This is a genomic window from Acidaminococcus massiliensis (assembly GCF_900095825.1).
GTDB classification, from domain to species: Bacteria; Bacillota; Negativicutes; order Acidaminococcales; family Acidaminococcaceae; genus Acidaminococcus; species Acidaminococcus massiliensis.
Genome location: NZ_LT608315.1, coordinates 2,185,069 through 2,208,851, shown reverse-complemented (window position 1 = coordinate 2,208,851; position 23,783 = coordinate 2,185,069). Strand labels below are relative to the sequence as shown.

At 56.4% G+C, this 23,783-nt stretch carries 22 protein-coding genes; 19 read left to right on the top strand and 3 right to left on the bottom strand.

Annotated elements, in window-relative coordinates:
* Positions 1-62: 62 nt before the first annotated feature.
* Genes BQ2657_RS10615 through pyrE form a run of 8 tightly spaced genes read left to right on the top strand, consistent with a single transcriptional unit; the run spans position 63 to position 9,577 of the window.
* Positions 63-1,019, top strand: coding sequence for an aspartate carbamoyltransferase catalytic subunit (locus BQ2657_RS10615; protein WP_075580585.1), 957 nt, complete (start codon positions 63-65; stop codon positions 1,017-1,019).
* Positions 1,003-2,295 (top strand): dihydroorotase, encoded by a 1,293-nt coding sequence (locus tag BQ2657_RS10610; RefSeq protein ID WP_075580584.1) that lies wholly within the window; start codon positions 1,003-1,005, stop codon positions 2,293-2,295. The genes BQ2657_RS10615 and BQ2657_RS10610 overlap by 17 nt, the downstream gene beginning before the upstream one ends.
* Positions 2,283-3,359: a glutamine-hydrolyzing carbamoyl-phosphate synthase small subunit gene (gene carA, locus BQ2657_RS10605; protein ID WP_075580583.1), complete on the top strand. Its 1,077-nt coding sequence runs from the start codon at positions 2,283-2,285 to the stop codon at positions 3,357-3,359. The genes BQ2657_RS10610 and carA overlap by 13 nt, the downstream gene beginning before the upstream one ends.
* Position 3,360: 1 nt before the next feature.
* Positions 3,361-6,567, top strand: a complete 3,207-nt coding sequence (gene carB, locus BQ2657_RS10600) for a carbamoyl-phosphate synthase large subunit (RefSeq protein WP_075580582.1) — start codon at positions 3,361-3,363, stop codon at positions 6,565-6,567.
* A 3-nt stretch (positions 6,568-6,570) separates the two neighbouring features.
* Complete coding sequence (locus BQ2657_RS10595; protein ID WP_075580581.1) at positions 6,571-7,338, top strand: dihydroorotate dehydrogenase electron transfer subunit; 768 nt, start codon at positions 6,571-6,573, stop codon at positions 7,336-7,338.
* Positions 7,332-8,270 (top strand): dihydroorotate dehydrogenase, encoded by a 939-nt coding sequence (locus BQ2657_RS10590; protein WP_075580580.1) that lies wholly within the window; start codon positions 7,332-7,334, stop codon positions 8,268-8,270. Before BQ2657_RS10595 ends, BQ2657_RS10590 begins: the two co-directional genes overlap by 7 nt.
* Positions 8,271-8,282: 12 nt before the next feature.
* Positions 8,283-9,002 (top strand): orotidine-5'-phosphate decarboxylase, encoded by a 720-nt coding sequence (pyrF, locus tag BQ2657_RS10585; protein WP_075580579.1) that lies wholly within the window; start codon positions 8,283-8,285, stop codon positions 9,000-9,002.
* A 2-nt stretch (positions 9,003-9,004) separates the two neighbouring features.
* Positions 9,005-9,577, top strand: coding sequence for an orotate phosphoribosyltransferase (pyrE, locus tag BQ2657_RS10580; protein ID WP_075580578.1), 573 nt, complete (start codon positions 9,005-9,007; stop codon positions 9,575-9,577).
* 132 nt (positions 9,578-9,709) lie between these two features.
* Here pyrE and BQ2657_RS13760 read toward each other — a convergent pair whose 3' ends face one another.
* The 3 genes from BQ2657_RS13760 to BQ2657_RS10565 form a co-directional block, all read right to left on the bottom strand.
* Positions 9,710-10,582 (bottom strand): IS3 family transposase, encoded by an 873-nt coding sequence (locus BQ2657_RS13760; RefSeq protein ID WP_408607740.1) that lies wholly within the window; start codon positions 10,580-10,582, stop codon positions 9,710-9,712.
* Entirely contained in the window at positions 10,552-11,130 is a 579-nt protein-coding gene (locus BQ2657_RS13755) for a helix-turn-helix domain-containing protein (RefSeq protein ID WP_075578809.1), read from the bottom strand. The genes BQ2657_RS13760 and BQ2657_RS13755 overlap by 31 nt, the downstream gene beginning before the upstream one ends.
* Before the next feature lie 68 nt (positions 11,131-11,198).
* Positions 11,199-11,420 carry a DUF1858 domain-containing protein gene (locus BQ2657_RS10565; RefSeq protein WP_022486910.1) on the bottom strand — a complete coding sequence of 74 codons (222 nt, stop codon included), beginning with the start codon at positions 11,418-11,420 and terminating at the stop codon, positions 11,199-11,201.
* A 182-nt stretch (positions 11,421-11,602) separates the two neighbouring features.
* Here BQ2657_RS10565 and mraZ point away from each other — a divergent pair, with 182 nt between their 5' ends.
* From mraZ to BQ2657_RS10510, 11 genes are all read left to right on the top strand, one after another.
* Positions 11,603-12,028: a division/cell wall cluster transcriptional repressor MraZ gene (gene mraZ / locus BQ2657_RS10560; protein WP_075580577.1), complete on the top strand. Its 426-nt coding sequence runs from the start codon at positions 11,603-11,605 to the stop codon at positions 12,026-12,028.
* A gap of 153 nt (positions 12,029-12,181) precedes the next feature.
* The gene (gene rsmH, locus BQ2657_RS10555; RefSeq protein WP_075580576.1) at positions 12,182-13,111 is read left to right on the top strand and encodes a 16S rRNA (cytosine(1402)-N(4))-methyltransferase RsmH; all 930 of its coding nucleotides are present in this window, start codon (positions 12,182-12,184) and stop codon (positions 13,109-13,111) included.
* A 217-nt stretch (positions 13,112-13,328) separates the two neighbouring features.
* Entirely contained in the window at positions 13,329-13,553 is a 225-nt protein-coding gene (locus tag BQ2657_RS13165; RefSeq protein ID WP_187119201.1) for a septum formation initiator family protein, read from the top strand.
* Positions 13,554-13,697: 144 nt separating this feature from the next.
* On the top strand, positions 13,698-15,191 hold the full coding sequence (locus BQ2657_RS10545) for a UDP-N-acetylmuramoyl-L-alanyl-D-glutamate--2,6-diaminopimelate ligase (protein ID WP_075580574.1): 1,494 nt from the start codon (positions 13,698-13,700) through the stop codon (positions 15,189-15,191).
* Complete coding sequence (locus BQ2657_RS10540; RefSeq protein ID WP_075580573.1) at positions 15,184-16,566, top strand: UDP-N-acetylmuramoyl-tripeptide--D-alanyl-D-alanine ligase; 1,383 nt, start codon at positions 15,184-15,186, stop codon at positions 16,564-16,566. Before BQ2657_RS10545 ends, BQ2657_RS10540 begins: the two co-directional genes overlap by 8 nt.
* Positions 16,560-17,522, top strand: coding sequence for a phospho-N-acetylmuramoyl-pentapeptide-transferase (mraY, locus tag BQ2657_RS10535; protein ID WP_075580572.1), 963 nt, complete (start codon positions 16,560-16,562; stop codon positions 17,520-17,522). Before BQ2657_RS10540 ends, mraY begins: the two co-directional genes overlap by 7 nt.
* 258 nt (positions 17,523-17,780) lie before the next feature.
* Positions 17,781-19,154 carry a UDP-N-acetylmuramoyl-L-alanine--D-glutamate ligase gene (gene murD / locus BQ2657_RS10530; RefSeq protein WP_075580571.1) on the top strand — a complete coding sequence of 458 codons (1,374 nt, stop codon included), beginning with the start codon at positions 17,781-17,783 and terminating at the stop codon, positions 19,152-19,154.
* Entirely contained in the window at positions 19,151-20,260 is a 1,110-nt protein-coding gene (gene murG / locus BQ2657_RS10525; RefSeq protein WP_075580570.1) for an undecaprenyldiphospho-muramoylpentapeptide beta-N-acetylglucosaminyltransferase, read from the top strand. Before murD ends, murG begins: the two co-directional genes overlap by 4 nt.
* A gap of 12 nt (positions 20,261-20,272) precedes the next feature.
* Positions 20,273-21,658: a UDP-N-acetylmuramate--L-alanine ligase gene (gene murC, locus BQ2657_RS10520; protein ID WP_075580569.1), complete on the top strand. Its 1,386-nt coding sequence runs from the start codon at positions 20,273-20,275 to the stop codon at positions 21,656-21,658.
* A 2-nt stretch (positions 21,659-21,660) separates the two neighbouring features.
* Positions 21,661-22,593 (top strand): D-alanine--D-alanine ligase family protein, encoded by a 933-nt coding sequence (locus BQ2657_RS10515; protein ID WP_075580568.1) that lies wholly within the window; start codon positions 21,661-21,663, stop codon positions 22,591-22,593.
* 1 nt (position 22,594) lies between these two features.
* Positions 22,595-23,779: a cell division protein FtsQ/DivIB gene (locus BQ2657_RS10510; RefSeq protein WP_075580567.1), complete on the top strand. Its 1,185-nt coding sequence runs from the start codon at positions 22,595-22,597 to the stop codon at positions 23,777-23,779.
* The last annotated feature ends 4 nt before the right edge of the window (positions 23,780-23,783 follow it).

Below are 23,783 nucleotides of genomic sequence, written 5' to 3'. Positions count from 1 at the left end.
AACAGGATGGGGCACTGGCCCGGTCCTTATTCCAGCGAACTGTAACAATAGGAGGCTACAACATGACAAAGGCGGCAGTCAGCCTGTCCGGACGGGATATCCTGGATCTTTCCTCCCTGTCCGTGGAAGAGTACGATCTGATCATGCGAACGGCAGCAGAGATGAAAAAGGTCATGAAACGGGACATCAAGAAGCTCCCTTCTCTGCGGGGCAAATCCATTGTGAACCTGTTCTATGAAAACAGCACCCGGACCCGGAGTTCTTTCGAACTGGCTGGGAAGTACTTGGGAGCCGATGTGATCAATTTGAGCACCGGGACTTCCAGTGTGAAGAAGGGGGAATGCCTGAAGGACACCATCCTGACCATGCAGTCCATGGCCTGCGATGCCATCGTCATGCGGCACCCGGTGGAAGGAGCTGCCAAATATGCAGCGGATATCGCTGCCCCCATTGTGATCAATGCGGGGGACGGGGCTCATGCCCATCCCACCCAGGGTCTCCTGGACATGTTCACCATCCTGGAACACGGAAAACAGTTCAAGGGCCTGAAAATGGCCATCATCGGGGATATCCTCTACAGCCGAGTGGCCCGGAGCAACATTGCGGCCTGGACCAAACTGGGAGCGGATGTCCATGTGGCAGGGCCCATGACCCTGATCCCCCACGACATCCAGGAACTGGGGGTCACGGTACACAAAAGGGTGGAAGACGCCATCGAAGGGGCGGATGTGGTGGATGTGCTGCGGATCCAGCTGGAACGCCAGGATAAAGCCATGTTCCCTACGCCTCGGGAATACGCCCGGATCTACGGAGTCAACGAAGAACGGATGAAACTGGCCAAACCGGACTGCCTGGTGATGCATCCGGGCCCCATGAACCGAGGCCTGGAAATTTCCTGGGATACGGGCTACAGCGACCAGGCGGTGATCCGGGAACAGGTGACCAACGGGGTCGCGGTGCGGATGGCCGTGTTATTCTTGACGATTATGGGAGGAAAGCCAGTTGAAAACGCTAATTAAGAACGGACGGATCGTAGATCCCAGCCAGCAGCTGGACCAGGTGATGGACCTTCTGGTGGAAGACGGGAAAATCGCCCAAGCGGCGCCTCACATCGATGCAGCGGCGGATGAAGTATTTGACGCAACGGGCCTTGTGGTGGCTCCCGGCTTCATCGACCTCCACACCCATCTCCGGGAACCGGGGCTGGAAGCCAAGGAAGATTTGGTCACCGGCACCATGGCAGCAGCCCACGGGGGCATCACCCGGGTGGCCTGCATGCCCAATACCAAACCCGTGATCGACAGCTCCATTGTGGTCAGCGGCATCCAGGAACGGGCCCAGAAAGAAGGGTACGTCCATGTGGAAGTGATCGGGGCCATCACCAAAGGGGAAAAAGGCAAGGAACTGTCTGAAATGGGGGACATGGCCCAGCACGGGGTCATGGGCTTCTCCGATGACGGCCACTATGTGTCCAGCGCCTATGTGATGAACCTGGCGGCCCAGTATGTAAGCGCTTTCGATAAGCCCCTCATTTGCCACGACATCGATGAAGAAATGAACCACGAAGGGTTCATGCACGAAGGGGCCGTCTCTGCCCGGCTGGGGGTGCCCGGCATCCCTTCCATCGCCGAAGACATCTGTGTGGCCCGGGATGCGGCCATTGCGGAATACACCGGGGCCCACATCCACATTGCCCACATCGCCAGCAAAGGGGCAGTGGACATTGTCCGGCAGGCCAAGGCCCGAGGGGTGAACATCACCTGCGAAGCGACGGTGCACCACCTGACCTTGACCGACGAAGCCTGTGCCGGCTACAATACGGCCACCCGGGTTTCCCCGCCTTTGCGGAGCTGGGACCATGTGGAAGCCCTGCGGAAAGGTCTGAAGGACGGCACCATCGATGCCATCGTCACGGACCATGCGCCCCATGCACCGGAAGAAAAGGATGTGGAATTCCGGTATGCCCCCAACGGGTTCTGCGGTCTGGAGACTTCTGTGGGGGTGGTCCTGACGGACCTGTACCATACGGGAGAATTCTCCATCAATGAAATCGTAGATAAAATGAGCACCAGCCCCGCCCGGATCATGGATCTGGACGCTGGCAGCTTGAAAGTGGGCCGGAATGCGGATATCACCATCCTGGATCTGGACCGGGAATGGACGGTGGACAGTGAAAAATTCTATACCCGGGGCAAAGTGACACCCTTTGACGGAAAGCACTGCAAAGGCATGGCAGTGGCGACCATGGTCGATGGCCGGTTTGTGATGAAAGACGGTGTGGTATGCAAAAAGTAAAAGGCAAATTGGTATTGAAGGACGGAAGCGTCTATGAGGGAACCCTCTACAGCACCCACAAAGCAGTGGGGGAAGTGGTGTTCACCACCGGCATGTCCGGCTATCAGGAGACTTTGACGGACCCCTCTTTCTGCGGGCAGATCGTCATCTTCACCTATCCCCAGATCGGCAACTACGGCTGCAATGATCTTTTCAACCAGAGCGAAGGCTGCTGTTATAAAGGGCTGATCGTCAGCGAACTGTGCGATGAACCTTCCAGCTGGCGGGATGAGGGCACGGTGATGGAATTCTTGGAAAAGAACGATATCCCAGTGCTCACGGGAGTGGATACCCGGGCCATCACCCGGCGGATCCGGTCCTACGGGACTCTCCAGGGGGTGTTGGTGCCGGCGGATACTCCCGATGACGAAATCCAGGCTCTCCTGGCTACCCCGGAAGAACATGACCAGGTGGCCCAGGTGACCACCAAGAAGGTATATACCATGGGGCCGGAGGATGCCAAATACTCCGTAGCCGTCATGGACTACGGGGTGAAGCGGCACATCCTGGAATGCCTGGTGGAAAAAGGCTGCAAACTGACGGTGTTCCCGGCAGAAACTCCGGCAGAAGAGGTGCTGGCCATCGATCCGGATGGGATCTTCCTGAGCAACGGCCCTGGGGACCCGGCGGACTTGAAGCCGGAAATCGAGAACATCAAGAAGATGATCGGCAAGAAGCCCATCTTTGGCATCTGCATGGGGCATCAGGTGATGGCACTGGCCAACGGGGCCAAGACCAAGAAGATGCTCTTCGGCCACCGGGGCATCAACCAGCCGGTCCGGGATCTGGTGGATCACAAGATCTGCATCACGTCCCAGAACCACGGCTACATGGTGGACGAGGATTCCCTGAAGGGCCTGCCCATCGAAGTGATCAACCGTTCCCTGAACGACAATACCATCGAAGGCCTGCGCTATCTGGACCATCCTACTTTTACAGTGCAGTACCATCCGGAAGCTTCCCCCGGTCCCAGCGGCAACGCCTATCTGTTCGACCGGTTTATCAAAATGATGGGAGGGCACTGATATGCCAAAAAAAGAGAATGTGAAAAAAGTCATGGTCATCGGTTCCGGCCCGATCATCATCGGTCAGGCGGCTGAATTCGACTATTCCGGCACCCAGGCCTGCCGGGCCCTGAAGGAAGAAGGGCTGGAAGTGGTGCTGGTGAATTCCAACCCGGCCACCATCATGACCGATGTGCACATTGCGGACCGGGTCTATGTGGAACCGTTGGACGTGGAGTTCCTGGAAGCCATCATCGCCAAGGAACGGCCGGATTCTCTCTTGGCCACCCTGGGTGGGCAGATCGGCCTGAACCTGGCCATCGAACTGGATAAGAAGGGCATCCTGAAGAAATACAATGTACAGCTCCTGGGCACTCAGATCGCCAGCATCATGAAGGCGGAAGACCGGGAACTGTTCAAGGAAACCATGGAAAAACTCCACCAGCCCATTCCCCAGAGCACCATCGTGGAAAGCGTGGATGCGGCCAAAGAATTCGCCAAGAAGGTGGGCTTCCCCCTGATCGTGCGGCCGGCCTATACCTTGGGCGGCACCGGGGGCGGCATTGCCCACAACATGGACCAGCTGGATGACATCACCACCAAAGGGCTCATGTACTCCCTGATCGGCCAGGCCCTGATCGAACGGTCCGTGGCCGGCTGGAAGGAAATCGAATACGAAGTGGTCCGGGACCATGAAGACAACTGCATCACTGTCTGCAACATGGAAAACATCGATCCGGTGGGGGTCCATACTGGGGATTCCATCGTGGTGGCGCCCTGTCAGACCCTGACCGACCGGGAAGTCCAGATGCTCCGGACCGCTGCCATCGACATCGTCCGGGAACTGGGCGTGGAAGGGGCCTGCAATGTGCAGTATGCCCTGAATCCGGACAGCGAAGAATACATCGTCATCGAAGTGAATCCCCGGGTGAGCCGGTCTTCTGCTCTGGCTTCAAAGGCGACGGGCTATCCCATCGCCAAAGTGGCCGCCAAGATCGCCGCCGGGTACACCCTGGATGAAATCGAGAACGCGGTGACCAAGAAGACTTCCGCCTGCTTCGAACCCACCTTGGACTACTGCGTGATCAAGATCCCCCGCTGGCCCTTTGACAAATTCGTCAATGCCGACCATACCCTGGGGACCCAGATGAAGGCCACCGGGGAAGTGATGGCCATCGAACGGAACATTGAAGCCGGCCTGCTGAAGGCAGTCCGCTGCCTGGAAATCGGCTTGATCCATATGGATATGCCGGAACTCCACAAGCTGACGGACCAAGAAGTGTTCGACAAAGTCCGGAAAGTGGACGATGAACGGCTCTTTACCATCGCGGAAGCCTTCCGGAGAGGGATGACCGTGGACCAAGCCCACGCCATCACCAAGATCGACGAATTCTTCCTGCGGAAGATCCGCCACATCGTGGAACTGGAAGTGCGGCTGAAGAGCGAGGAACTGACGCCGGAACTCCTCCGGGAAGTGAAGGAACGGGGCTTTGCCGATGTGACCATTGGGAAGCTGGTGGGGAAGACCGGCCTGGAGATCCGGGCCCTGCGGAAGGAATGGAAGATCCTGCCGGTGTATAAGATGGTGGATACCTGTGCGGCGGAATTCGACGCAGAAACTCCATACTACTACTCCACTTATGGGGTGGAAGACGAAGTGGAAGATACCCCCAACAAGAAGGTGCTGGTGCTGGGCTCCGGCCCCATCCGGATCGGCCAGGGGGTGGAATTCGACTACTGCTCCGTCCATTCTGTCTGGGCCCTGAAGGAACTGGGCTACGAAACCATCATCGTGAACAACAACCCGGAAACGGTTTCCACGGATTTCGATACGGCTGACCGGCTGTATTTCGAACCCCTGACCCTGGAAGACGTGCTGAACGTGATCGACCGGGAAAAACCGGAAGGGGTCATCGTCCAATTTGGCGGCCAGACGGCTATCAACCTGGCGGGGCCTCTGAACGACTGCGGGGTGAAGATCCTGGGGTCTTCTGTGGACAGCATCGACCGGGCAGAAGACCGGGAACGGTTCGACGAACTGCTGACCAGCGTAGGGATCCCCCGTCCCAAAGGCCATACGGTATTCGACATCGAAGGAGCCCTGAAGGCGGCCAACGATGTGGGCTACCCTGTGATGGTGCGTCCTTCCTATGTGCTGGGCGGCCGGGCCATGGAAATCGTCTACAACGATGATGAACTGAAATACTATATGAACAACGCCGTGAAGGCGTCCCAGGAACATCCGGTGCTGGTGGATCACTACCTGATGGGCACGGAAGTGGAAGTGGATGCCATCTGCGACGGCAAAGACGTGCTGATGCCCGGGATCATGGAACATATCGAACGGGCTGGGGTCCATTCTGGGGATTCCATTGCGGTATATCCGCCCCGGACCCTCAGCGAGCACGTGATCGAACAGATCATCGACTATACCAACAAGCTGGCCCTGGGTCTGGAAGTCCATGGGATGATCAACATCCAGTACATCGTCCGGGACGAAAAGCTGTATGTGATCGAAGTGAACCCTCGGTCCAGCCGGACGGTGCCCTTCCTGAGCAAGGTCACCGGCATCTCCATGGTGGATGTGGCCACCAAATGCGCCATGGGCGTATCCATCCGGGAGCAGGGACTGGAACCGGGCCTGAAGCTCTTCCCGGATTACTATGCGGTGAAGGCACCGGTCTTCTCCTTCAACAAGATGACCGATGTGGATATCACCCTGGGGCCGGAAATGAAATCCACCGGGGAAGTGATGTGCATCGACGCCCAGTTCCCCAGAGCCCTGTATAAGGCATGCATCGCTGCCGGCACCCATATCCCCAAGAGCGGGGCCATCCTGATCACCGTGGCGGACCAGGACAAAGACGAAGTAGTGCCCATTGCAGAAGGCTTCGAAGACCTGGGCTATGAACTGGTGGCTACTGCCGGGACAGCCAAGTTCCTGGAAGAAAAGGGCATCCATGTAGGCCGGGTGGAAAAGGCCAGCGCCGGGACCCCCAACCTGCTGGATGACATCAAGGAAGGCCGGATCTGCATGGTGATCAATACCCTGACCCACGGCTCCGATGCCACCCGGGACGGCTTCAAGATCCGCCGCTCTACGGTGGAACATGCCATTCCCTGCCTGACCAGCCTGGATACCGCACGGGCCCTGTACAAGGCCATGGGAGCCATGCGCCGGCGCCATGTGGTGAGTGTGGTGGCCCTCCAGGATCTGAAAACGGAGTGAGCCATGGCAGTATATTTAGAAGGAACCATTGTCCGGCAGGAGAAACTCTCCCCGGATATCCGGCTCATGGAGATCCGCTGCCCAGAGGTGGCGGAATCGGCCCAGCCGGGACAGTTTGTGACAGTACGGGTGAACAAACTCCACCAGCCCCTGCTTCGGCGGCCTTTCGGGGTAGCCGGGGCAGACCGGGCTGCCGGGACTTTTTCCCTGATGTACCGGATCGTGGGAGAGACCACGGAGCTCATGGATGACATGGAGGCCGGGGAACCCATCAGCGTGGTGGGGCCTTTGGGCCACGGGTTCCATCTGGGAGCCAAACGGGGCCTTTTGGTAGGCGGCGGCATGGGCCTGGCACCTCTGCACTTTCTGGCTCAAGCAGACCCGGACCACAAAATGGAAGTGATCGTAGGGGGCCGGACCAAAGCGGAAGTGTTCTGGGCAGATCTGTTCAAGGATAAGACCGCCAAGCAGTATGAAACCACCGATGACGGCTCATATGGGGTGAAGGGCACGGTGAATGCGGTACTGCCGGGACTTTTGGCCACGGGACAGTACGACTGCGTGTATGTGTGCGGCCCCAGCCCCATGATGAAGGCTGTGGTGGAAGTGGTGGACCAGTACGGGGTGCCCTGCCAGGTATCCCTGGAAAAATACATGGGCTGCGGCCTGGGAGCCTGCCTGTCCTGTTCCTGTGAGGGCAAAGGCGGCAGGCGGATGAAGATCTGTAAGGACGGCCCAGTGTTCTGGAGCCAGGAGGTGGTGGAATGGTGAAGCCTTATGAAGATCCCCGGATGCAGGTGGACCTGGCGGGGGTGACCATGAAGACACCGGTGACCACTGCTTCTGGCACCTTCGGGTTCGGTCTGGAATTCACCGATTTCCTCAACCTGGACCATATCGGTGCCATTACCGTGAAGGGGACCACCCTGAAGCCCCGGCCCGGGAACAAGGGCCAGCGTCTGGTGGAAACCCCGGCAGGGGTGCTGAACTGTGTGGGGCTGGAAAACCCCGGGGTGGAATTCTTCCTCAAGGAAACCCTGCCTCATCTGCGGCAGGTGACCAAGACTCCGGTGATCGTGAACATCGACGGGGACAGTGCGGAAGACTACGGCACTCTGGCAGAGCTGCTGGATGTGGACGGGGTGGACGCCATCGAGCTGAATATCTCTTGTCCCAATGTGGCCCAGGGGGGCCTGGCTTTCGGCACTGACTGCCATGCGGCAGGAGAAGTGGTGAAAGCGGCCAAGCCCCGCACCCATAAACCGGTGATCACCAAATTGTCTCCCAATGTGACGGACATCACGGAAATCGCCCGGGCGGTGGAAGCCGCCGGAACCGATGCCATTTCTCTCATCAACACCCTGGTGGGGATGAAGATCGACATCCAGAAGAAGCGGCCGGTGCTGGGGAACATCGTGGGAGGCCTTTCAGGCCCGGCGGTGCACCCGGTGGCGGTGCGCATGGTGTATCAGGTGGCCCAGGCGGTAAAGGTGCCTCTCATCGGCATGGGGGGCATCAGCTGCTGGCAGGATGCAGTGGAATTCATCCTGGCCGGGGCCACGGCAGTGGCTGTGGGCACCTGCAGCTTTACGGATCCCAGCCTGGCGGAAACCATCAGCCAGGGGATCCAGGACTATCTGGACGCCAGCGGGGCGGCTTCTCTGGAGGAACTCCGGGGACAGGCCCTGCCGGGACGGAACTGAGGAGTGGAATCCATGGATGCAAGAGACAGACTGATCACGGCCCTAGATTTCCCCACCTTCGACCGGGCCAAAGCCCTGGTGGAGGAACTGGGGGATGCAGTGACCTTCTATAAAGTGGGGATGGAACTGTTCTACGGAGCAGGACCGGATATCATCCGCTATCTGAAAGATAAAGACAAAAAGGTATTCCTGGATCTGAAACTCCAGGACATCCCCAATACGGTGGCTCACAGCCTGGCGGTACTGACCCGGCTGGGGGCTGATATCATGAACGTCCACGCGGTGGGCGGCCCCAAGATGATGGCGGAAGGCATGAAGGCGGTGCAGGAAGCTGCAGCGGAAATGGGCCGGCCCGCCCCTAAGCTGATTGCCGTCACCGTGCTTACCAGTATGGATGAAGCCCAGTGGAAACCCCTGAACTATGCCAAACCCATCGGGGAAGAGGTGCTGGACCTGGCGGCCCTTACCAAGGAAAGCGGCCTGGACGGGGTCGTAGCTTCCCCCCGGGAAGCGGCCGGGATCCGGGAAAGATGCGGAAAAGATTTTCTCATCGTGACCCCGGGAGTGCGTCCGGCTTGGGCGGCTGCCAACGACCAGAGCCGGATCGCCACTCCGGCGGCAGCCATCGGCAACGGGTCCACCCATCTGGTGGTGGGACGGCCCATCACCCAAGCAAAAGACAAACAGGAAGCTGTACGGAAAATCCTGGAAGAAATGGAAGGAGCCTTTTGATAATGAACGATACAACGGTACTGCATATGCTGGAAGAAACCAACGCGGTGATGCATGGTCATTTTCTGCTGACCAGCGGCCTGCACAGCCCTACTTATGTGGAAAAATTCAATGTACTGCAGCAGCCCCGGTACACGGAAGCACTGTGCAAGGAAATCGCCGCCCGGTTCGTCAACGACAACGTGGAACTGGTGGTGGGCCCTATGACCGGCGGCATCCTGCTGGCCTATGAAGTGGCCAAGAACCTGGGCACCCGGTTCTTCTTCACGGAACGGGTGAATGGGAAGATGACATTCAAGAGAGGGTTCCACATCGAACCGGGCACCCGGGTACTGATCGTGGAAGACATCGTCACCACCGGCGGCAGCGTACGGGAAGTGCTGGACGTGGTGAAAGGCGAAGGCGGCGTACCCATCGGGGTGGGCCTTTTGGTAGACCGGAGCGGCGGCAAAGTGGATTTCGGCGTCCGCACCGAACCTCTGCTGCGCCTGGACGTAGAAGCCTATAAACCCGAAGACTGCCCCCTGTGCAAACAGGGTGTACCCTTGACCCAGCGGGGACGGACGGGGAAATAAAAGAGGGGGGTGTTGCACGTAACGTGCAACACCCCCTGTCAATTGACAAAAAACAGGCTGTCGCAGTGACTGATGTGACCCCAAAAAGTTAGACCTTAGTAACGAGATGGTTTTTACTGTCTCGTTACTTTTTTATGCTGCCAGCAAAGAAAGCCTGTATTGAACAGGACTTTTCCAGCCCAGTTTTTCCTTGATCCTTTGTTCGTTATAGTATTTGATGTATCGTTCGATAGCGGCTTTTAGTTCTTCGTAGCTGTAGTAGATCACTCCATAATACATTTCCTGTTTCATTAAGCCGAAAAAGTTTTCCATTACAGCGTTATCATGACAGTTACCCTTTCGAGACATGCTCTGAAAAATTCGTTCTTTTTTTAGTTTCCTGGTATAGGCCTTCATTTGGTATGCCCAGCCCTGATCGGAGTGAAACGTTCTTCGATATGGACAATCAGCAGTAATTTCGATTGCTTCAGCTTGAGCTTCCAGTATGCTTTCAGCCGAAGGACGTTTGGCTATTCCATAGCTGATGATTTCATCATCGAACATGTCCAGGAAAGGATCCAGATAAAGCTTGTGCAGGGTCAGATGTCCCTGTGTATCTACTTCATAATATTTGAATTCTGAAGTATCGGTCGTAATCTTCTGATGTGGGATATTCGTCTCAAAACGACGATGTATTCTATTCGGAGCAATGGTCCCTACCTTACCCTTATAGGAACTGTATTTACGGCTTTTCCGGGTAAAGGATGTTACCTGAAGGCTCAGTTTCTGCATGATACGTTGAACTTTCTTCTTGTTCACGCAAATCCCTTGATTCTTCAGCTCACCGGTCATGCGCCGATATCCATAATCTTTATGCTGGCTGCGGATTTCCTGTATTTTGTCCTCTACTTCCTGGTCTGGATTCACGCGGTCAAACCGTTTCTGCCAGTACATATAGGTCGCTTTGGGCATTTGAGTATAGGAGAGAAGGTCTTTCAATTTGAATGATCTTCGGAGACTGGAGATGATTTTCGCAACTCTCTCATTTTTGCTTCGTCCTCTAAACGCAGTCTCCTCAGTTCTTTTAAAAAAGCATTCTCTATACGGAGTTTAAGATTTTCATCCTCTAACTCCTTGACATGTTCCACACTGATGTCGACCATCGGCTGCTGAACCTGGGTATCTGTTTTTTTGGTTTGAGATTTGTTCAAAGTTCTCTTCCTGCCTTTTTTATGTGACCGTAAAGCATCTGGTCCCGCAATTCTAAATTCATTGACCCATCTGGCAATCATTGATGGGTTGTTGATCCCTACTTGAATTGCTAGTTCCTGATATGAGATTTCATTTGTTAAGTAAGACTCTACCACAGAAAGTTTTTCTTTGAAAGAGTATATTTTTTGAGAGCGGGATCTTTTCAGTCCATCATCACCAAATGCCTTGTAAGCAGCAACCCACTTTAGCAGCTGGCTGCTACTTGCCATCCCATATTTACGTGAAATAGAAATACACCCTTCGTCACTGTTCAAATATTCCAGTACTATTTTTTTCTTAAATTCATAGCTGTGTTTTGCCATAAAAAACTGACCCCCAATTGTTAGATTTTTGGTCTAACAATTGGGGGTCAGCTCAGACAGCCTGTTTTTTATTTCTTTTCTTCTCCTTCAACCTCTGCAATGCAGTCGTTGATGTCGGCAATCAGGGCATCCACGTCGATGCCGTGGGCAGCAGCGCCTTGGCCGATGGTTTCGAAGTTGGCGGCCATGCAGCCGATGCAGCCCAAACCATACTGCATGAAGATATTGACGATTTCAGGGTGCATCTGCACCGTTTCGATAATGCTGGAATCAGCAGTTACTTTTTCCATCTGAATCCTCCTCGATTACATTTAATGGGTATGCAATCATTATATCATATTTTGTCAACCCTGTAATCTAAGTTTACCGTTGTCTTGTCCGATTTTTCATTGATTTTTCCCTAAAAACATTCTATAATGGTGAAAAGTGGTGAAAAGTGGCGAATTTTTCTCAAGGTCAGGAGGGACGGCTTATGTTGATGGGTGAATTTGAACATGCCCTGGACAGCAAGGGCCGTTTGTTCGTCCCGGCCAAAATGCGGGAAAGCCTGGGAACACCATTTGTTGTGACCAAAGGAGTGGATGGCTGTCTGGATGTGTATCCCATGGAAGCCTGGGAAAAACTGAAAAATAGCTTTGCACAGAAAATGATGCCCAAGCAGAAAATGCGGGACGTGTCCCGGTTCATTTTCGGCGGCGCCTGTGAAGCAGAACCGGATAAACAGGGGAGGATCCTCTTGCCGGCCAATCTGCGGACCTATGCCCAGATTGGGGAAACGGCCCTGATCGTGGGAGTGGGGAACAAGGCAGAAATCTGGGATGCCCAGCGCTATGCGGAATATACCAAAGCCGTGGAAAGCGATGTGGCAGAACTGATCGAAGAATTGGATTTTGAGTAAAGGCGTTCGGCCTGATTGGAAACGGAGCGGGCGTGGCTAACCCACCACCAGCCTGGCGGCTGGGCCCCCGCCCTTGGAAAAGGGCGGATAGAGAAAGTGACTGCAAGATAAAATAGGCTGCGGTGCGGCCTTTCGGATAGAATGGGGTTTGACATGGAATTTGTCCATAAAAGTGTATTATTGGAAGAAAGTGTCCAGTGGGTGGTCACGGATCCCAAGGGGATCTATGTGGACTGCACCCTGGGCGGGGCGGGCCATTCCCATCGGATGACGGAACTTTTGGACCCGGAAGGGCTGCTCATCGGCATCGATCAGGATGAGGATGCCATTGCGGCAGCTACCCAGCGGCTGAAAGACGCCCGGTGCCAAGTGAAGATCGTCCATGACAATTTCCGGAACCTGGATCGGATCCTGGAAAACCTGGGGATCTCCCAAGTGGATGGGATCCTTTTCGACCTGGGAGTATCCTCCTACCAGCTGGATACTCCGGAACGGGGCTTTTCCTACATGCATGACGGTCCTTTGGACATGCGCATGGATCAGGAAGCCAGCCTGACGGCGGAACAGGTGGTGAACCGGTATAAGGAAGACGACCTGGCCGGGATCATCTACAAATACGGAGAAGAACGGTGGGCCAAACGGATCGCCCAGTTCATTGCGGCGGCTCGGAAGGAACATCCCATCCGTACCACCGGGGAACTGGTGCACATCATCAAGGCGGCCATCCCCAAGGGGGCTCGCCAGGACGGTCCCCATCCGGCCAAACGGACCTTCCAGGCCATCCGGATCGAAGTGAATGACGAACTGAAGATCCTGGATGCCACCATGGAGGCAGCGGTCCATCATCTGAAGAGCGGAGGCCATATCGGAGTGATCACTTTCCATTCCTTGGAAGACCGGATCATCAAACAGGCTTTCAAACGGCTCCAGAGGGGCTGCATCTGTCCGCCGGAACTGCCGGTATGTGTCTGCGGCCGGAAGCCGGAACTGAAGAAACTGAAGGAGTTCACCCCCAGTGAAGCCGAACTGACTGAGAATCCCAGAGCCAGGAGTGCCAGGCTGCGGGGAGCCGTAAAAATCTAGGAAGATATCCATCCAACAACGAAGGAGAGGCAGCATGGTTACCAGGAAATCCAGTCGACCCATGGAGTGGCCGTCTCATCATCCATATAGTTATGGCTCCGCGGCTGTCCAGGAAGAACCTGTTCCCGGGCATGACCGGCCTTCCCGTCCGGTGAGGCCGAAAAAAGCCGTAAAGGAGCAAAATATTGTGCTTCGTCGGGTTGCATTTTTGGTGTGTTTGGTATTATCATTAGTATTCGTGAATATTGCCCTGAGTGCCCTGTATTATACCCGTTCCCAGGCATTGGTCCAGCTGAAAAGCGAAGAGGCCAAATGCTTGGATGAAAATGAGACATTGAAAATCGACGTGGAACGGCTGCGGAGCCCGGAGCGGATCACCAGCATCGCCGAAAAGAAACTGGGGATGCAGACTGCCCGGAGCAATATTTATGTAAGAGAGTAGGCAGCGGAGCTGCCTGTGCTTTGGGCAGTATCCTGTCCAAAGCGGTCACGGGTCTCGAGACGCGAGACCGGGCCCGAAAGGCCCACATAGCCATTGGCAGACAGCCTGTTTTCCAGTTGTCTGCCAATCATAAGGGGGATCAACATGGAAAGGAAACTGCAGGATGTAATCAGCCAGCTGCCTGGTGCCGTGGTTACAGGGAATGGAGCGGATCAGATTGTCAGCGATTTGACCATCGATTCCCGGACCGCCGGCCCTGGCAGCCTTTTTATATGCATCAAAGGGGCCAATACGGATGGCCACAAATACATCGGAAAGGCCGCAGCCCAGGGAGCTGCAGCTGCCCTGACGGAAGAAGAAACGGAAGCACCGGAAGGGATGACGGTGATCCGGGTCCCCAGCACCCAGGAAGCGGTGAAGACCCTGGCACCTTGGTTCTACGATTGGCCAGCCCGGAAAATGCGGATGATCGGGGTCACCGGCACCAACGGCAAGACCACCACCACCAATATCCTCCGGACCCTCCTGACCCGGACCGGCCACAAGGTGGGTCTCATCGGCACCATCAATGTGATGATCGGGGAAAAAGTCCGCACCAGCCACAATACCACCCCGGACGTGGTGGACCTCCAGAAGATGCTCTATGAGATGGTGGAAGACCACTGTGACACCTGTGTCATGGAAGTCTCTTCCCATGCCCTGGCCCTGGACCGGGTGGCCGGCATCGAATACGATACGGCGGTCCTTACCAATATCACCCAGGACCATCTGGATTTCCACAAGACCATGGAAAACTATCGGGAAGCCAAAGCTTTGCTGTTCACCCGTCTCCATGAAGGGGTGAAACCCAATAAGACGGCGGTGTTCAACAGCGATGATCCCAGTTCGGCCCTGATCATGCCTCGGGTGAAGACGAAGATCATGACCTATGGAAAGGGGAAGGAAAACGATGTGTATCCCCTCACCTTCCACGTGGCTGCCACCCATATGGAACTGAATCTCCATACCCCTGTGGGGGAAATGGATCTGAAACTCCACATCACCGGGGAATTCAATGTATACAATGTGATGGGGTCCATCTGTGCCGCCATCGCAGAAGGCCTGTCCCGGGAAGATATCATCCGGGGACTGGACGATTTCGCTGGGGTGCCTGGCCGGTTCCAGCTGATCCATGCAGGCCAGCCTTTTACGGTGGTGGTGGACTATGCCCATACTCCGGACGGTCTGGAAAACGTGCTGAAGACGGCCCGGCAGATCACGAAAGGGAAACTGTGGGTGATCTTCGGGGCCGGAGGAGACCGGGACCGGAAGAAACGGCCCATCATGGGGCAGATTGCCCTTGATTTGGCGGACATCGTCATCGTCACCAGCGACAATCCCCGGACCGAGGATCCGGAAGCCATCATCCGGGATATCGAAGAAGGATTGAAAGAGAATCCGGAAGGAAAAGAAATCCACAAGATCACCGACCGGCGGGAAGCCATCGACTATGCCATGGCCCATGCCAAACCGGAAGATGTTGTCATGATAGCGGGAAAAGGCCACGAAAACTACCAGGTCCTGAAGGACCGGACCATCCATTTCGATGATGGAGAAGTGGTCCGTGACTTTTTCCAGAAGGGGAAGACCAATGCTTGATGTTGCTTTATTGAAGGAAGCACTCCAGGTGCCTATGGCCCTGGGGGATTTGGAAGAGTTTACGGATGTCACCACCGATTCCCGGGCCATTGTGCCCGGGTGCCTGTTTGTGGCTCTGAAGGGAGAACGGTTCGACGGCCACCGGTTCGTGGCCCAGGCCCTCCAGGAGGGAGCCCGGGCAGCGGTGGTCTCAGAAGTGCCGGAAGGGGTACCAGCGGACCGGTGCATCCAGGTGGACGATACTCTGGAAGCCTACCAGAAGATCGCCAGCTGCTGGCGGCTGAAACAAAAGGGACTGACAGTGATCGCCATCACCGGCAGCAACGGCAAGACTTCTACCAAGGACTGCATCGCTGCTGTATTGGGAGAAAAATATAGGGTGATCAAGACCCAGGCCAATTTCAACAATGAAATCGGCCTGCCCAAGACCCTCCTGACCATCCGGGAGGATACGGAAATGGCCGTGGTGGAAATGGGCATGCGGGGCCTGGGACAGATCCGGGCCATGAAGCACATTGCGTTCCCGGATGCCGCCGTGATCACCAATGTAGGGGATACCCATCTGGAACTGCTGGGGTCCCTGGAAAACATCGCCAAGGCCAAAAGTGAGATCTTGGAAGATTTCACCCCTAAGAACCATGCTTTCCTGAACGGGGATGATCCTCGGGTCAGCGTCATGGAAACCGGAGCTACGGTCCATACCTATGGCATCGACAGCGACGCCGATGTAAAGGCAGTAGAAATCACTGCCGACGGACTGGCCACCCGATTCGTGTATCGGAGCCGGATCACAGGGAACACACAGGCAGTGAAGCTGCCTCTTTTAGGTCGGCACAATGTAATGAACGCCCTGGCTGCGGTGGCAGTGGGGGAAGTGTACGGCGTCCCTGACGAAGCCATCGCCCAGGGTCTGGAAAACCTGAAGATGACCGGCATGCGCCAGGAAATCCTCCATTTCGGACCGGTGACGGTGATCAACGATGCCTACAATGCCAGTCCAGCTTCTATGGAAGCAGCCCTCAAGACCCTGGGAGATGTAGTAAAGGACCAGGGGAAAGGGCGGGCCATCGCCGTGTTGGCAGATATGCTGGAATTGGGAGCCCATTCCCGCAGCGGCCATACCCAGGTGGGAGAATGGTGCGGCAAATACGGAGTGGATGCCCTCATCTGCTATGGGCCGGAAAGCCGGTATACGGCGGAAGCGGCAGAAAAAGCCGGTGTCCCTGTCCACTATGTGGAAAATAAGGAAGCGGCAGCTCCAGTGCTGGAACGGCTGGTCCGGCCTGATGATGTGGTGCTGCTGAAAGGCTCCCATGGGATGGAAGTCTATTCTTTGATCGATACGGTGTTCCGGAAGGGGGCCAAGACATGCTGAGCGGCGTGGGCATCCTGGTCACTTCCTTTGTCCTGACGGCCCTGTTCGGCCGGTTCCTGCTGCCCCTGCTCCACAAATGGCATTTCGGCCAGAGCATCCGGGAATGCGGCCCCAAAGAACATCTGAAGAAAAGCGGCACTCCCACTATGGGAGGCCTGATGATGATCGCTGCGGCCATTGCGGCGTCCCTTTTGTGGATCCCCTTGGACTCCCGGACCATCGTGGCTCTGTGGCTCTTTGTAGGCTATGGGCTCATCGGATTCATCGATGACGGCCTGAAGATCTTCTTCAAGCGGAACCTAGGCCTTACGTCCAAACAGAAGATGGCCCTCCAGATCCTGGTGGCGGCTGTCTACCTGTTCTATCCTGGGGACGTGACTGTGTACAGCACCCGGATCTGGGTCCCCCTGGTGAACACCACGGTGGACCTGGGCACCGGATATTATCTCTTCCTGCTGCTGCTTTTGGTGGGCACCACCAATGCGGTGAACCTGACCGACGGACTGGACGGGCTGGCTTCCAGCGTGACCATCCCGGTGATGCTGGTTTTTGCCTATATCGGTTTTGCCAGCGGTCTCCTGCCGGAAGCCCTGTTCGCCCTTTCCATCGTGGGCTGCTGCCTGGGTTTCCTCATCTACAACCATCATCCGGCCAAGTGCTTCATGGGGGATACCGGCTCTCTGGCACTGGGCGGGGCGGTGGCCGCGGTAGCCATCGGGACCCATACGGAACTGCTCTTGGTGGTGATCGGGGGCATCTACGTACTGGAAGCTCTGTCCGTGATGCTCCAAGTGGGGTATTTCAAAATGACCCACGGGAAGCGGATCTTCCGGATGGCACCTCTCCACCACCATTTCGAACTGGGAGGCTGGAAAGAAGTCATTGTAGTGAAGCGGTTCTTCCTGGCCAGCTGCCTGTTCTCCCTCTTGGGTGTGGGGATGTATCTGATGAAGTAATAGGGCTGCTGATTGAACAATAGCCCGCAGTCGGAAGTCTGGAGTCAGAAGCCTTAGGACAGAATCCGTCTGGCTGGACGGATTCTACTGAATATGTAGAACCAGTAAAGAAATTCTCATGATGACCATTTCGTACAAAGGTTATACATATTCAAAGAATTTGCTTTGCAAATTCATCCCGGGGCTTCCGACTTCTGACTTCCGACTCAATAAACGATTCACGATGGACGATAAACATAAACTTGGGGGGCATCATTCATGGATGACAAGAAGAAAATCTTTGTGTACGGGGCCGGCATCAGCGGCCAGGGCGTTTCAGAAGTCTTGGCCCAAAAAGGTGCTGGGGTGATCCTGTACAATGATGATAAAAAAGATCTGGATCCGGCCTGGCTGCAGGCTTTCCAGGAAAAGGGAGGGATCTACGTCTGCGGGGAAGATCCAGAACCTTATCTGGAACAGTGCCGTCTCTTCATCATCTCTCCCGGGATCCCCTTCACCACGGAAACGGTGAAAAAGGCCCGGAAACTGGGGATGGAGATCATTGCTGAAGCGGAAGAAGCCAGCCGGCTCTACAAAGGCCACTGGTGCGCCGTGACCGGCAGCAACGGCAAGACCACTACCACTACTCTTTTGGGCCGGATGCTGGCTACCTTGCCGGTGAAGACCACCGTGGCCGGGAACATCGGTTTTGCCTTGAGCAAGGAGCTCCAGGAATTGGACGCTGATTCCTGGGTGGCCGCCGAACTCTCCAGCTTCCAGCTGGAAGGGACCACCAGTCTGGCACCGGACGTGGCCTGCATCGTAAATATCACCCCCGACCATTTTGAACGGCACGGGGACATGGCCGGCTATGTGGCTGCCAAATCCAAGATCTTTGCCTTCCAGACTCCGGATCAGATCCTGATCCTCAATGCTGACGACCCGGTTTCCAGCAAACTGGGAGATAAGGCCAAAAGCCGGGTGATCTGGTTCAGCACCCAGAAAGTGCTGCCGGAAGGGGGCTTCATCCAAGACGGATGGTTCACCCTGGCCCTGGACGGGAAGACGGAAAAGATCTGCCAAGTGGCCGACCTCCAGATCTTCGGGGCCCACAATGAACAAGATGTATTGGCTGCCTGCCTCTCCGCCCATTTTGCTGGCGTCACTGCGGTCAACATGGCCCGGGTACTGAAAGATTTCCGGGGCGTTGAACACCGGCTGGAATATGTGACCACCATCAACGGAGTGAAATACTACAACGATTCCAAGGCCACCAATACGGATTCTGCCATCAAGGCCCTGGAAGCCTTCAAGGACGGCCATGTGATCCTCCTGGCAGGAGGCCACGATAAGATGACCGGCCTGGATGATCTGATGGAAACGATTAAGGCCAAGACCGATGCCCTGATCCTTTTGGGAGAAGCTCGGCAGCGGTTCTATGAAGCAGCACAAAAACACGGGGTGCAGCACATCATCATGATCGACGGTACCTTCGAAGACGCCGTGCGGAAAGCCTACAGCCTGGCCCGGGCACCTCAGGTGGTGCTCCTTTCCCCGGCCTGTTCTTCCTATGACATGTTCGCCAATTTCCCAGAACGGGGCCGGGTGTTCAAGCAGATCGTCCATGATCTGGCCAAGGAGGCAGAAGCGTGAAAGTTGTACTGTCCGGCGGGGGAACCGGCGGCCACATCTATCCGGCACTGACCATTGCCGGTGCCCTGCGGCGGCTGGACCCTGACTGTGAAATCACTTTTGTGGGGACCCGGAAGGGATTGGAAAAGGACATCATCCCTCGGTACGGCTATCCCCTGAAATTCATCCAGGTGGCTGGCTTTGAACGGCACTTGGGCCTGGGCACTCTGAAAAGTGCCTGTGAGCTGGTGTTGGGTATGAAGGAAGCCTACAGCCTGCTGAACCAACTGGATCCGGACCTGGTGATCGGCACGGGGGGGTATGTGTGCGGGCCCATCCTGTTCTGGGCGGCCATGAAACGGGTGCCCACCTGCATCCAGGAACAGAATGCCATGCCCGGGGTCACCAACAAGATCTTGTCCCGGTTCGTGGATGAAGTGTTCCTGGGCTATAAGGAAGGGGGCCGATACTTTGCCTCCCATGCCAAAAAAGTCTATACTGGGAACCCGGTCCGCCAGGAGATCCTGGAAGCCAGACGGGAAGAAGGTCTGGCAAAATTCGGCCTGGATCCAGAAAAGACGACCCTGCTGGCCTTTGGGGGCAGCCGGGGAGCCCGGACCATCAACCAGGCCATGGTGACGGTGGAACAGAAACTGGCGGGGAATCCACGGATCCAGATCCTCCATGCCACCGGGACCGCCGGCTATGAAAAACATGCAGAAGCCTTGGGGGACAAGGTGCTCCATGCGGGGAACATCCATGTGGTGCCCTATCTCCACGATATGCCCCTGGCCCTGGCTGCGGCAGATTTGGCCGTTTCCCGGGCCGGCGCCATCGGACTGGCGGAACTGATGGTGAAGGGGATCCCGTCCATCCTGGTCCCCTATCCCTATGCTACCGCCAACCACCAGGAATACAATGCCCGGGCCCTGGCAGCCCAGGGAGCGGCCCTGGTGGCGCTGGACAAAGACCTGACAGGGGACTGGCTCCTGGAAAAAGTAGAAAAACTGCTCCGGGAACCGGAACGGCTGGAAACCATGCACCGCAGTGCCTTGCGGGCAGCCATGCCCCAGGCGGCGGATGCCATTGCAGAGGCTGCCATGGAACTGGCAGAACGGAACAAATAGGAGGAACGACCATTGGTTGATTTGGATACGATTAAAAACATACATTTCATCGGTATCGGAGGGGCCGGCATGAGCGCCCTGGCCTATGTGATGATCAAACGGGGCTATCATGTGTCCGGCTCCGACGCCAAACCCGGCTATATGGCTACCAAATTGGCCAAAGAAGGGGCTCTGGTATTCATCGGCCATGCGGCCTGCCAGATCGAACGGGCGGAAGTGGTGGTGGTTTCCACTGCCATCCATCCGGACAATCCAGAACTGGTGGAAGCCCATCGGCGCCAAGTGCCGGTGATCCACCGGAGCGATGTGCTGGCCTACCTGATGAACAAGCACAAGGGCATTGCCGTGGCTGGTGCCCACGGGAAGACCACCACCAGTTCCATGCTCAGCTGCATCACTTATGACTGCGGCCTGGATCCCACCATCGTAGTGGGGGGCATCGTAAACAACCTAGGGTCCAATGCGGCCAATGGGAAAAGTGACTATGTGGTGGCGGAAGCGGATGAAAGCGACGGTTCATTCCTGAAATTCCGGCCGTACATCGCCGTGGTCACCAACATCGAGGATGACCATCTTGACCATTACGGCAGCGAAGAAAACATCCAAAAGGCCTTTGCCCAGTTTGTCTCCCAGATCAAGGAAGAGGGCTGCGCCGTCCTCTGCTATGACAACGCCAAGGTGCGGACCATCGGGGAACATACGGACAAACGGGTGATCAGCTACGGCATCGACAGCACGGATGCGGATTACCAGGCCAAGGACATCGTCTATGGCACGGATGGCACCCATTATGATGTGGTCTACAAAGGAGAGATCATCGGCCGAGGCCATCTGATCATCCCTGGCCGGCACAATGTGCTCAATTCCTTGGGAGCCATTGCAGCAGCCCGGGAATTGGGCCTTCCCCTGGACGGGATCCTGGCTTCCTTGGAAAAATTCAGCGGGGCCAAGCGCCGGTTCGAGACCAAAGGAAAAGTGGACGGTATTTGGGTGGTGGACGATTATGCCCATCATCCCACGGAAATCGAGGCGACTTTGAAAGCAGCCCGGCAGACCCATCCGCAGCGGCTGATCGTGGTGTTCCAGCCTCACCGGTATACCCGGACCCAGCTGCTCCTGGATGAATTCGCCGTGGCTTTCAAAGATGCGGACCAGCTGATCGTAACGGATATCTATGCAGCCAGCGAAGACCCCATCCCCGGAGTCACCGGCGAACTGCTGGCGGATAAAGTGCGGGCCACCACCGGCCAAGAAGTGACTTATCTGCCGGACCAGCCGGCCATCCTGGACCGCCTGAAAGAGGAGGCCCAGAGCGGAGATTTGATCATGACCATCGGGGCCGGCGATATCTACAAACTGGGTGAACATCTGGTACAGGCACTGGAACGGAGGAACTGACAATGGATAAAAAAGATCGTATCGCAGTCGTCATGGGAGGCCCTTCCAAGGAACGGGAAGTCTCCTTGAATACCGGGAACGCTATCCTGAATGCCTTGAAAGGAAAAGGGTATGACGCCGTGGCCATCGACCTAGATCCCCATCACATCGTGGACCAGCTGAAGGAATCCGGGGCCAAGGTTGTGTTCAATGCGGTCCACGGGCTCTACGGGGAAGACGGCCGGCTCCAGGGCATCCTGGAAATGCTGGGCATCCCCTATACGGGCAGCGGCGTCCTGGCCAGTGCCCTGGCCATGGACAAGGTCTATACCAAGCACCTGTTCCAGAACAACCATGTACCCACCGCTAAATGTATCTTCCTGGACAAAAAAATAGATAAGGAACCCAAGGTCCGGATCCTGAAGGAAATCGGGATCCCCTGTGTGGTGAAACCGGCCACCCAGGGCTCCAGCATCGGCGTAGTGATCGTCAAAGACGAAAGCCAGCTGGACGGGGCCCTGGACGAAGCTTTCAAGTACGGCGACCATGTGCTGTGCGAAGCTTTCTTCACCGGCAAGGAAGTAGCTGCCGGCGTAATGATGGGGGAAGACGGACGGGCCATTCCCATGCCTCTGGTGCTCATCGAACCTCATGTGAATTTCTATGATTTCCACAACAAATATACCAAAGGGGCTACCACCTATACCTGCCCGGCTCCTTTTGATGCAGCGACTACCCAGCGGCTCCAGAAAATCGCTGTGGCGGCTTATGAAGCCCTGGGCTGCAGCGGGGTGGCACGGACGGACCTGATGCTGGCGGACAACGGGGACTGCATCGCCCTGGAAGTCAACACCATCCCAGGGATGACGGCTACCAGCCTGATTCCCAAAGCGGCAGCGGCCATGGGTATTTCCTTCCCGGATCTGTGTGAGAAGATCCTGAAGACGGCCCATTGAGATGATGAGGCCCAAATGGCTCCAGCCCCGGATCGGGCGGGGGCACCGGGGAAACGGGGAGGACCTTCGGAAAAACCGGCAGGTAGAGGTCCGGAAGGACCAGCCTGACCAGGGTGGTCCCCAGGAAAAACCGGCAGACGGTCGGCAGGGAAGAGCCGGGGACACGCAGCCCAGGACCAGCAGCTTCCGCCAGGAGATGCGGGCGGCCCGGCTGCGCCAGGAAAAAGCCCGGAAACAGGCAGAAGTGAACGCCCAGGAACGGGAAAAGATCCGGCAGGAGGCCCAAGCTTACATCTATGGCCGGACCGAGGCCCAGGAAGCCCAGGCCCTGGAAGACCGGGCTGCGGGACGGGAGACATTCCGGTCCCGGCAGGGACAGCAAGAACAGCAGGGAACCCCTCCTGAAAAAAGCAGGCGGAGAAAGGGACGGAAACCACCGGACTCTGGAGAGAAAATGAGCAAGAGGAAGCCCCGGCGCCGGTTGAACAAGGCCCGGGCCGCGCTCTTCCTGTGTTCCCTCCTGCTGCTCATCGCTTCTTATGTGCTGCTCCATCAGCCTTGGCTGGCCTTTGGGCAGCTGCAGGTGGTGGGGGATACGGCGGTAACCTTGGAGGAAGTCCGGGAGATGGGGGATGCAGGGGAACCTCTGAATATCTTCAACATCAACCGACAGAAACTCCTTGCCAGCCTCCGGAGCGATTACCGAGTGGAGAAGGCGGAGCTGGCTCTGGGCTGGCCCAATGTGCTGAAAGTGGTGATCACGGACCGGAAGCCGGCTCTGTATGTGGCCATGGAAGGGAAACAGTATGCCCAAGTGGATCCCACCGGCCATATCATCGGCGTAGCGGATGGGGTCACCGGCGGGGAGGCTCCCTTTGTTTCCGGTTGGCATATCGCTGCAGCAGATTTGGGAGATGTGACGGAGGATGAGGAAATCCAAGGAATCTTGGGCTTTTTGGGGAAACTGGATCCGGACCTGCGGGACCGGATCATGGAAATCCATGTGGGCGAAAACAAAAGCCTCAAGATCTACCTCCACAACGGGATCCCCATCATCCTGGGGACCTGGGAGAACGGAATCCAGAAGCTGGAAACCTTCAAGTCCATCTGCCAGGAGCTGGAAGCCAAGAAAATCAAGGCACAGTATATCGATCTGACGTACGAGAAACCCTATATCAAACTGTAGTTAG

Bases quoted from the DNA above. Each gene is read 5' to 3' on its own strand.
- BQ2657_RS10615 (WP_075580585.1), top strand. From the start codon at position 63: ATGACAAAGGCGGCAGTCAGCCTGTCCGGACGGGATATCCTGGATCTT.
- carA (WP_075580583.1), top strand. From the start codon at position 2,283: ATGCAAAAAGTAAAAGGCAAATTGGTATTGAAGGACGGAAGCGTCTAT.
- carB (WP_075580582.1), top strand. From the start codon at position 3,361: ATGCCAAAAAAAGAGAATGTGAAAAAAGTCATGGTCATCGGTTCCGGC.
- BQ2657_RS10595 (WP_075580581.1), top strand. From the start codon at position 6,571: ATGGCAGTATATTTAGAAGGAACCATTGTCCGGCAGGAGAAACTCTCC.
- BQ2657_RS10590 (WP_075580580.1), top strand. From the start codon at position 7,332: ATGGTGAAGCCTTATGAAGATCCCCGGATGCAGGTGGACCTGGCGGGG.
- pyrF (WP_075580579.1), top strand. From the start codon at position 8,283: ATGGATGCAAGAGACAGACTGATCACGGCCCTAGATTTCCCCACCTTC.
- pyrE (WP_075580578.1), top strand. From the start codon at position 9,005: ATGAACGATACAACGGTACTGCATATGCTGGAAGAAACCAACGCGGTG.
- BQ2657_RS13755 (WP_075578809.1), bottom strand. From the start codon at position 11,130: ATGGCAAAACACAGCTATGAATTTAAGAAAAAAATAGTACTGGAATAT.
- BQ2657_RS10565 (WP_022486910.1), bottom strand. From the start codon at position 11,420: ATGGAAAAAGTAACTGCTGATTCCAGCATTATCGAAACGGTGCAGATG.
- mraZ (WP_075580577.1), top strand. From the start codon at position 11,603: ATGTTGATGGGTGAATTTGAACATGCCCTGGACAGCAAGGGCCGTTTG.
- rsmH (WP_075580576.1), top strand. From the start codon at position 12,182: ATGGAATTTGTCCATAAAAGTGTATTATTGGAAGAAAGTGTCCAGTGG.
- BQ2657_RS10545 (WP_075580574.1), top strand. From the start codon at position 13,698: ATGGAAAGGAAACTGCAGGATGTAATCAGCCAGCTGCCTGGTGCCGTG.
- BQ2657_RS10540 (WP_075580573.1), top strand. From the start codon at position 15,184: ATGCTTGATGTTGCTTTATTGAAGGAAGCACTCCAGGTGCCTATGGCC.
- mraY (WP_075580572.1), top strand. From the start codon at position 16,560: ATGCTGAGCGGCGTGGGCATCCTGGTCACTTCCTTTGTCCTGACGGCC.
- murD (WP_075580571.1), top strand. From the start codon at position 17,781: ATGGATGACAAGAAGAAAATCTTTGTGTACGGGGCCGGCATCAGCGGC.
- BQ2657_RS10515 (WP_075580568.1), top strand. From the start codon at position 21,661: ATGGATAAAAAAGATCGTATCGCAGTCGTCATGGGAGGCCCTTCCAAG.
- BQ2657_RS10510 (WP_075580567.1), top strand. From the start codon at position 22,595: ATGATGAGGCCCAAATGGCTCCAGCCCCGGATCGGGCGGGGGCACCGG.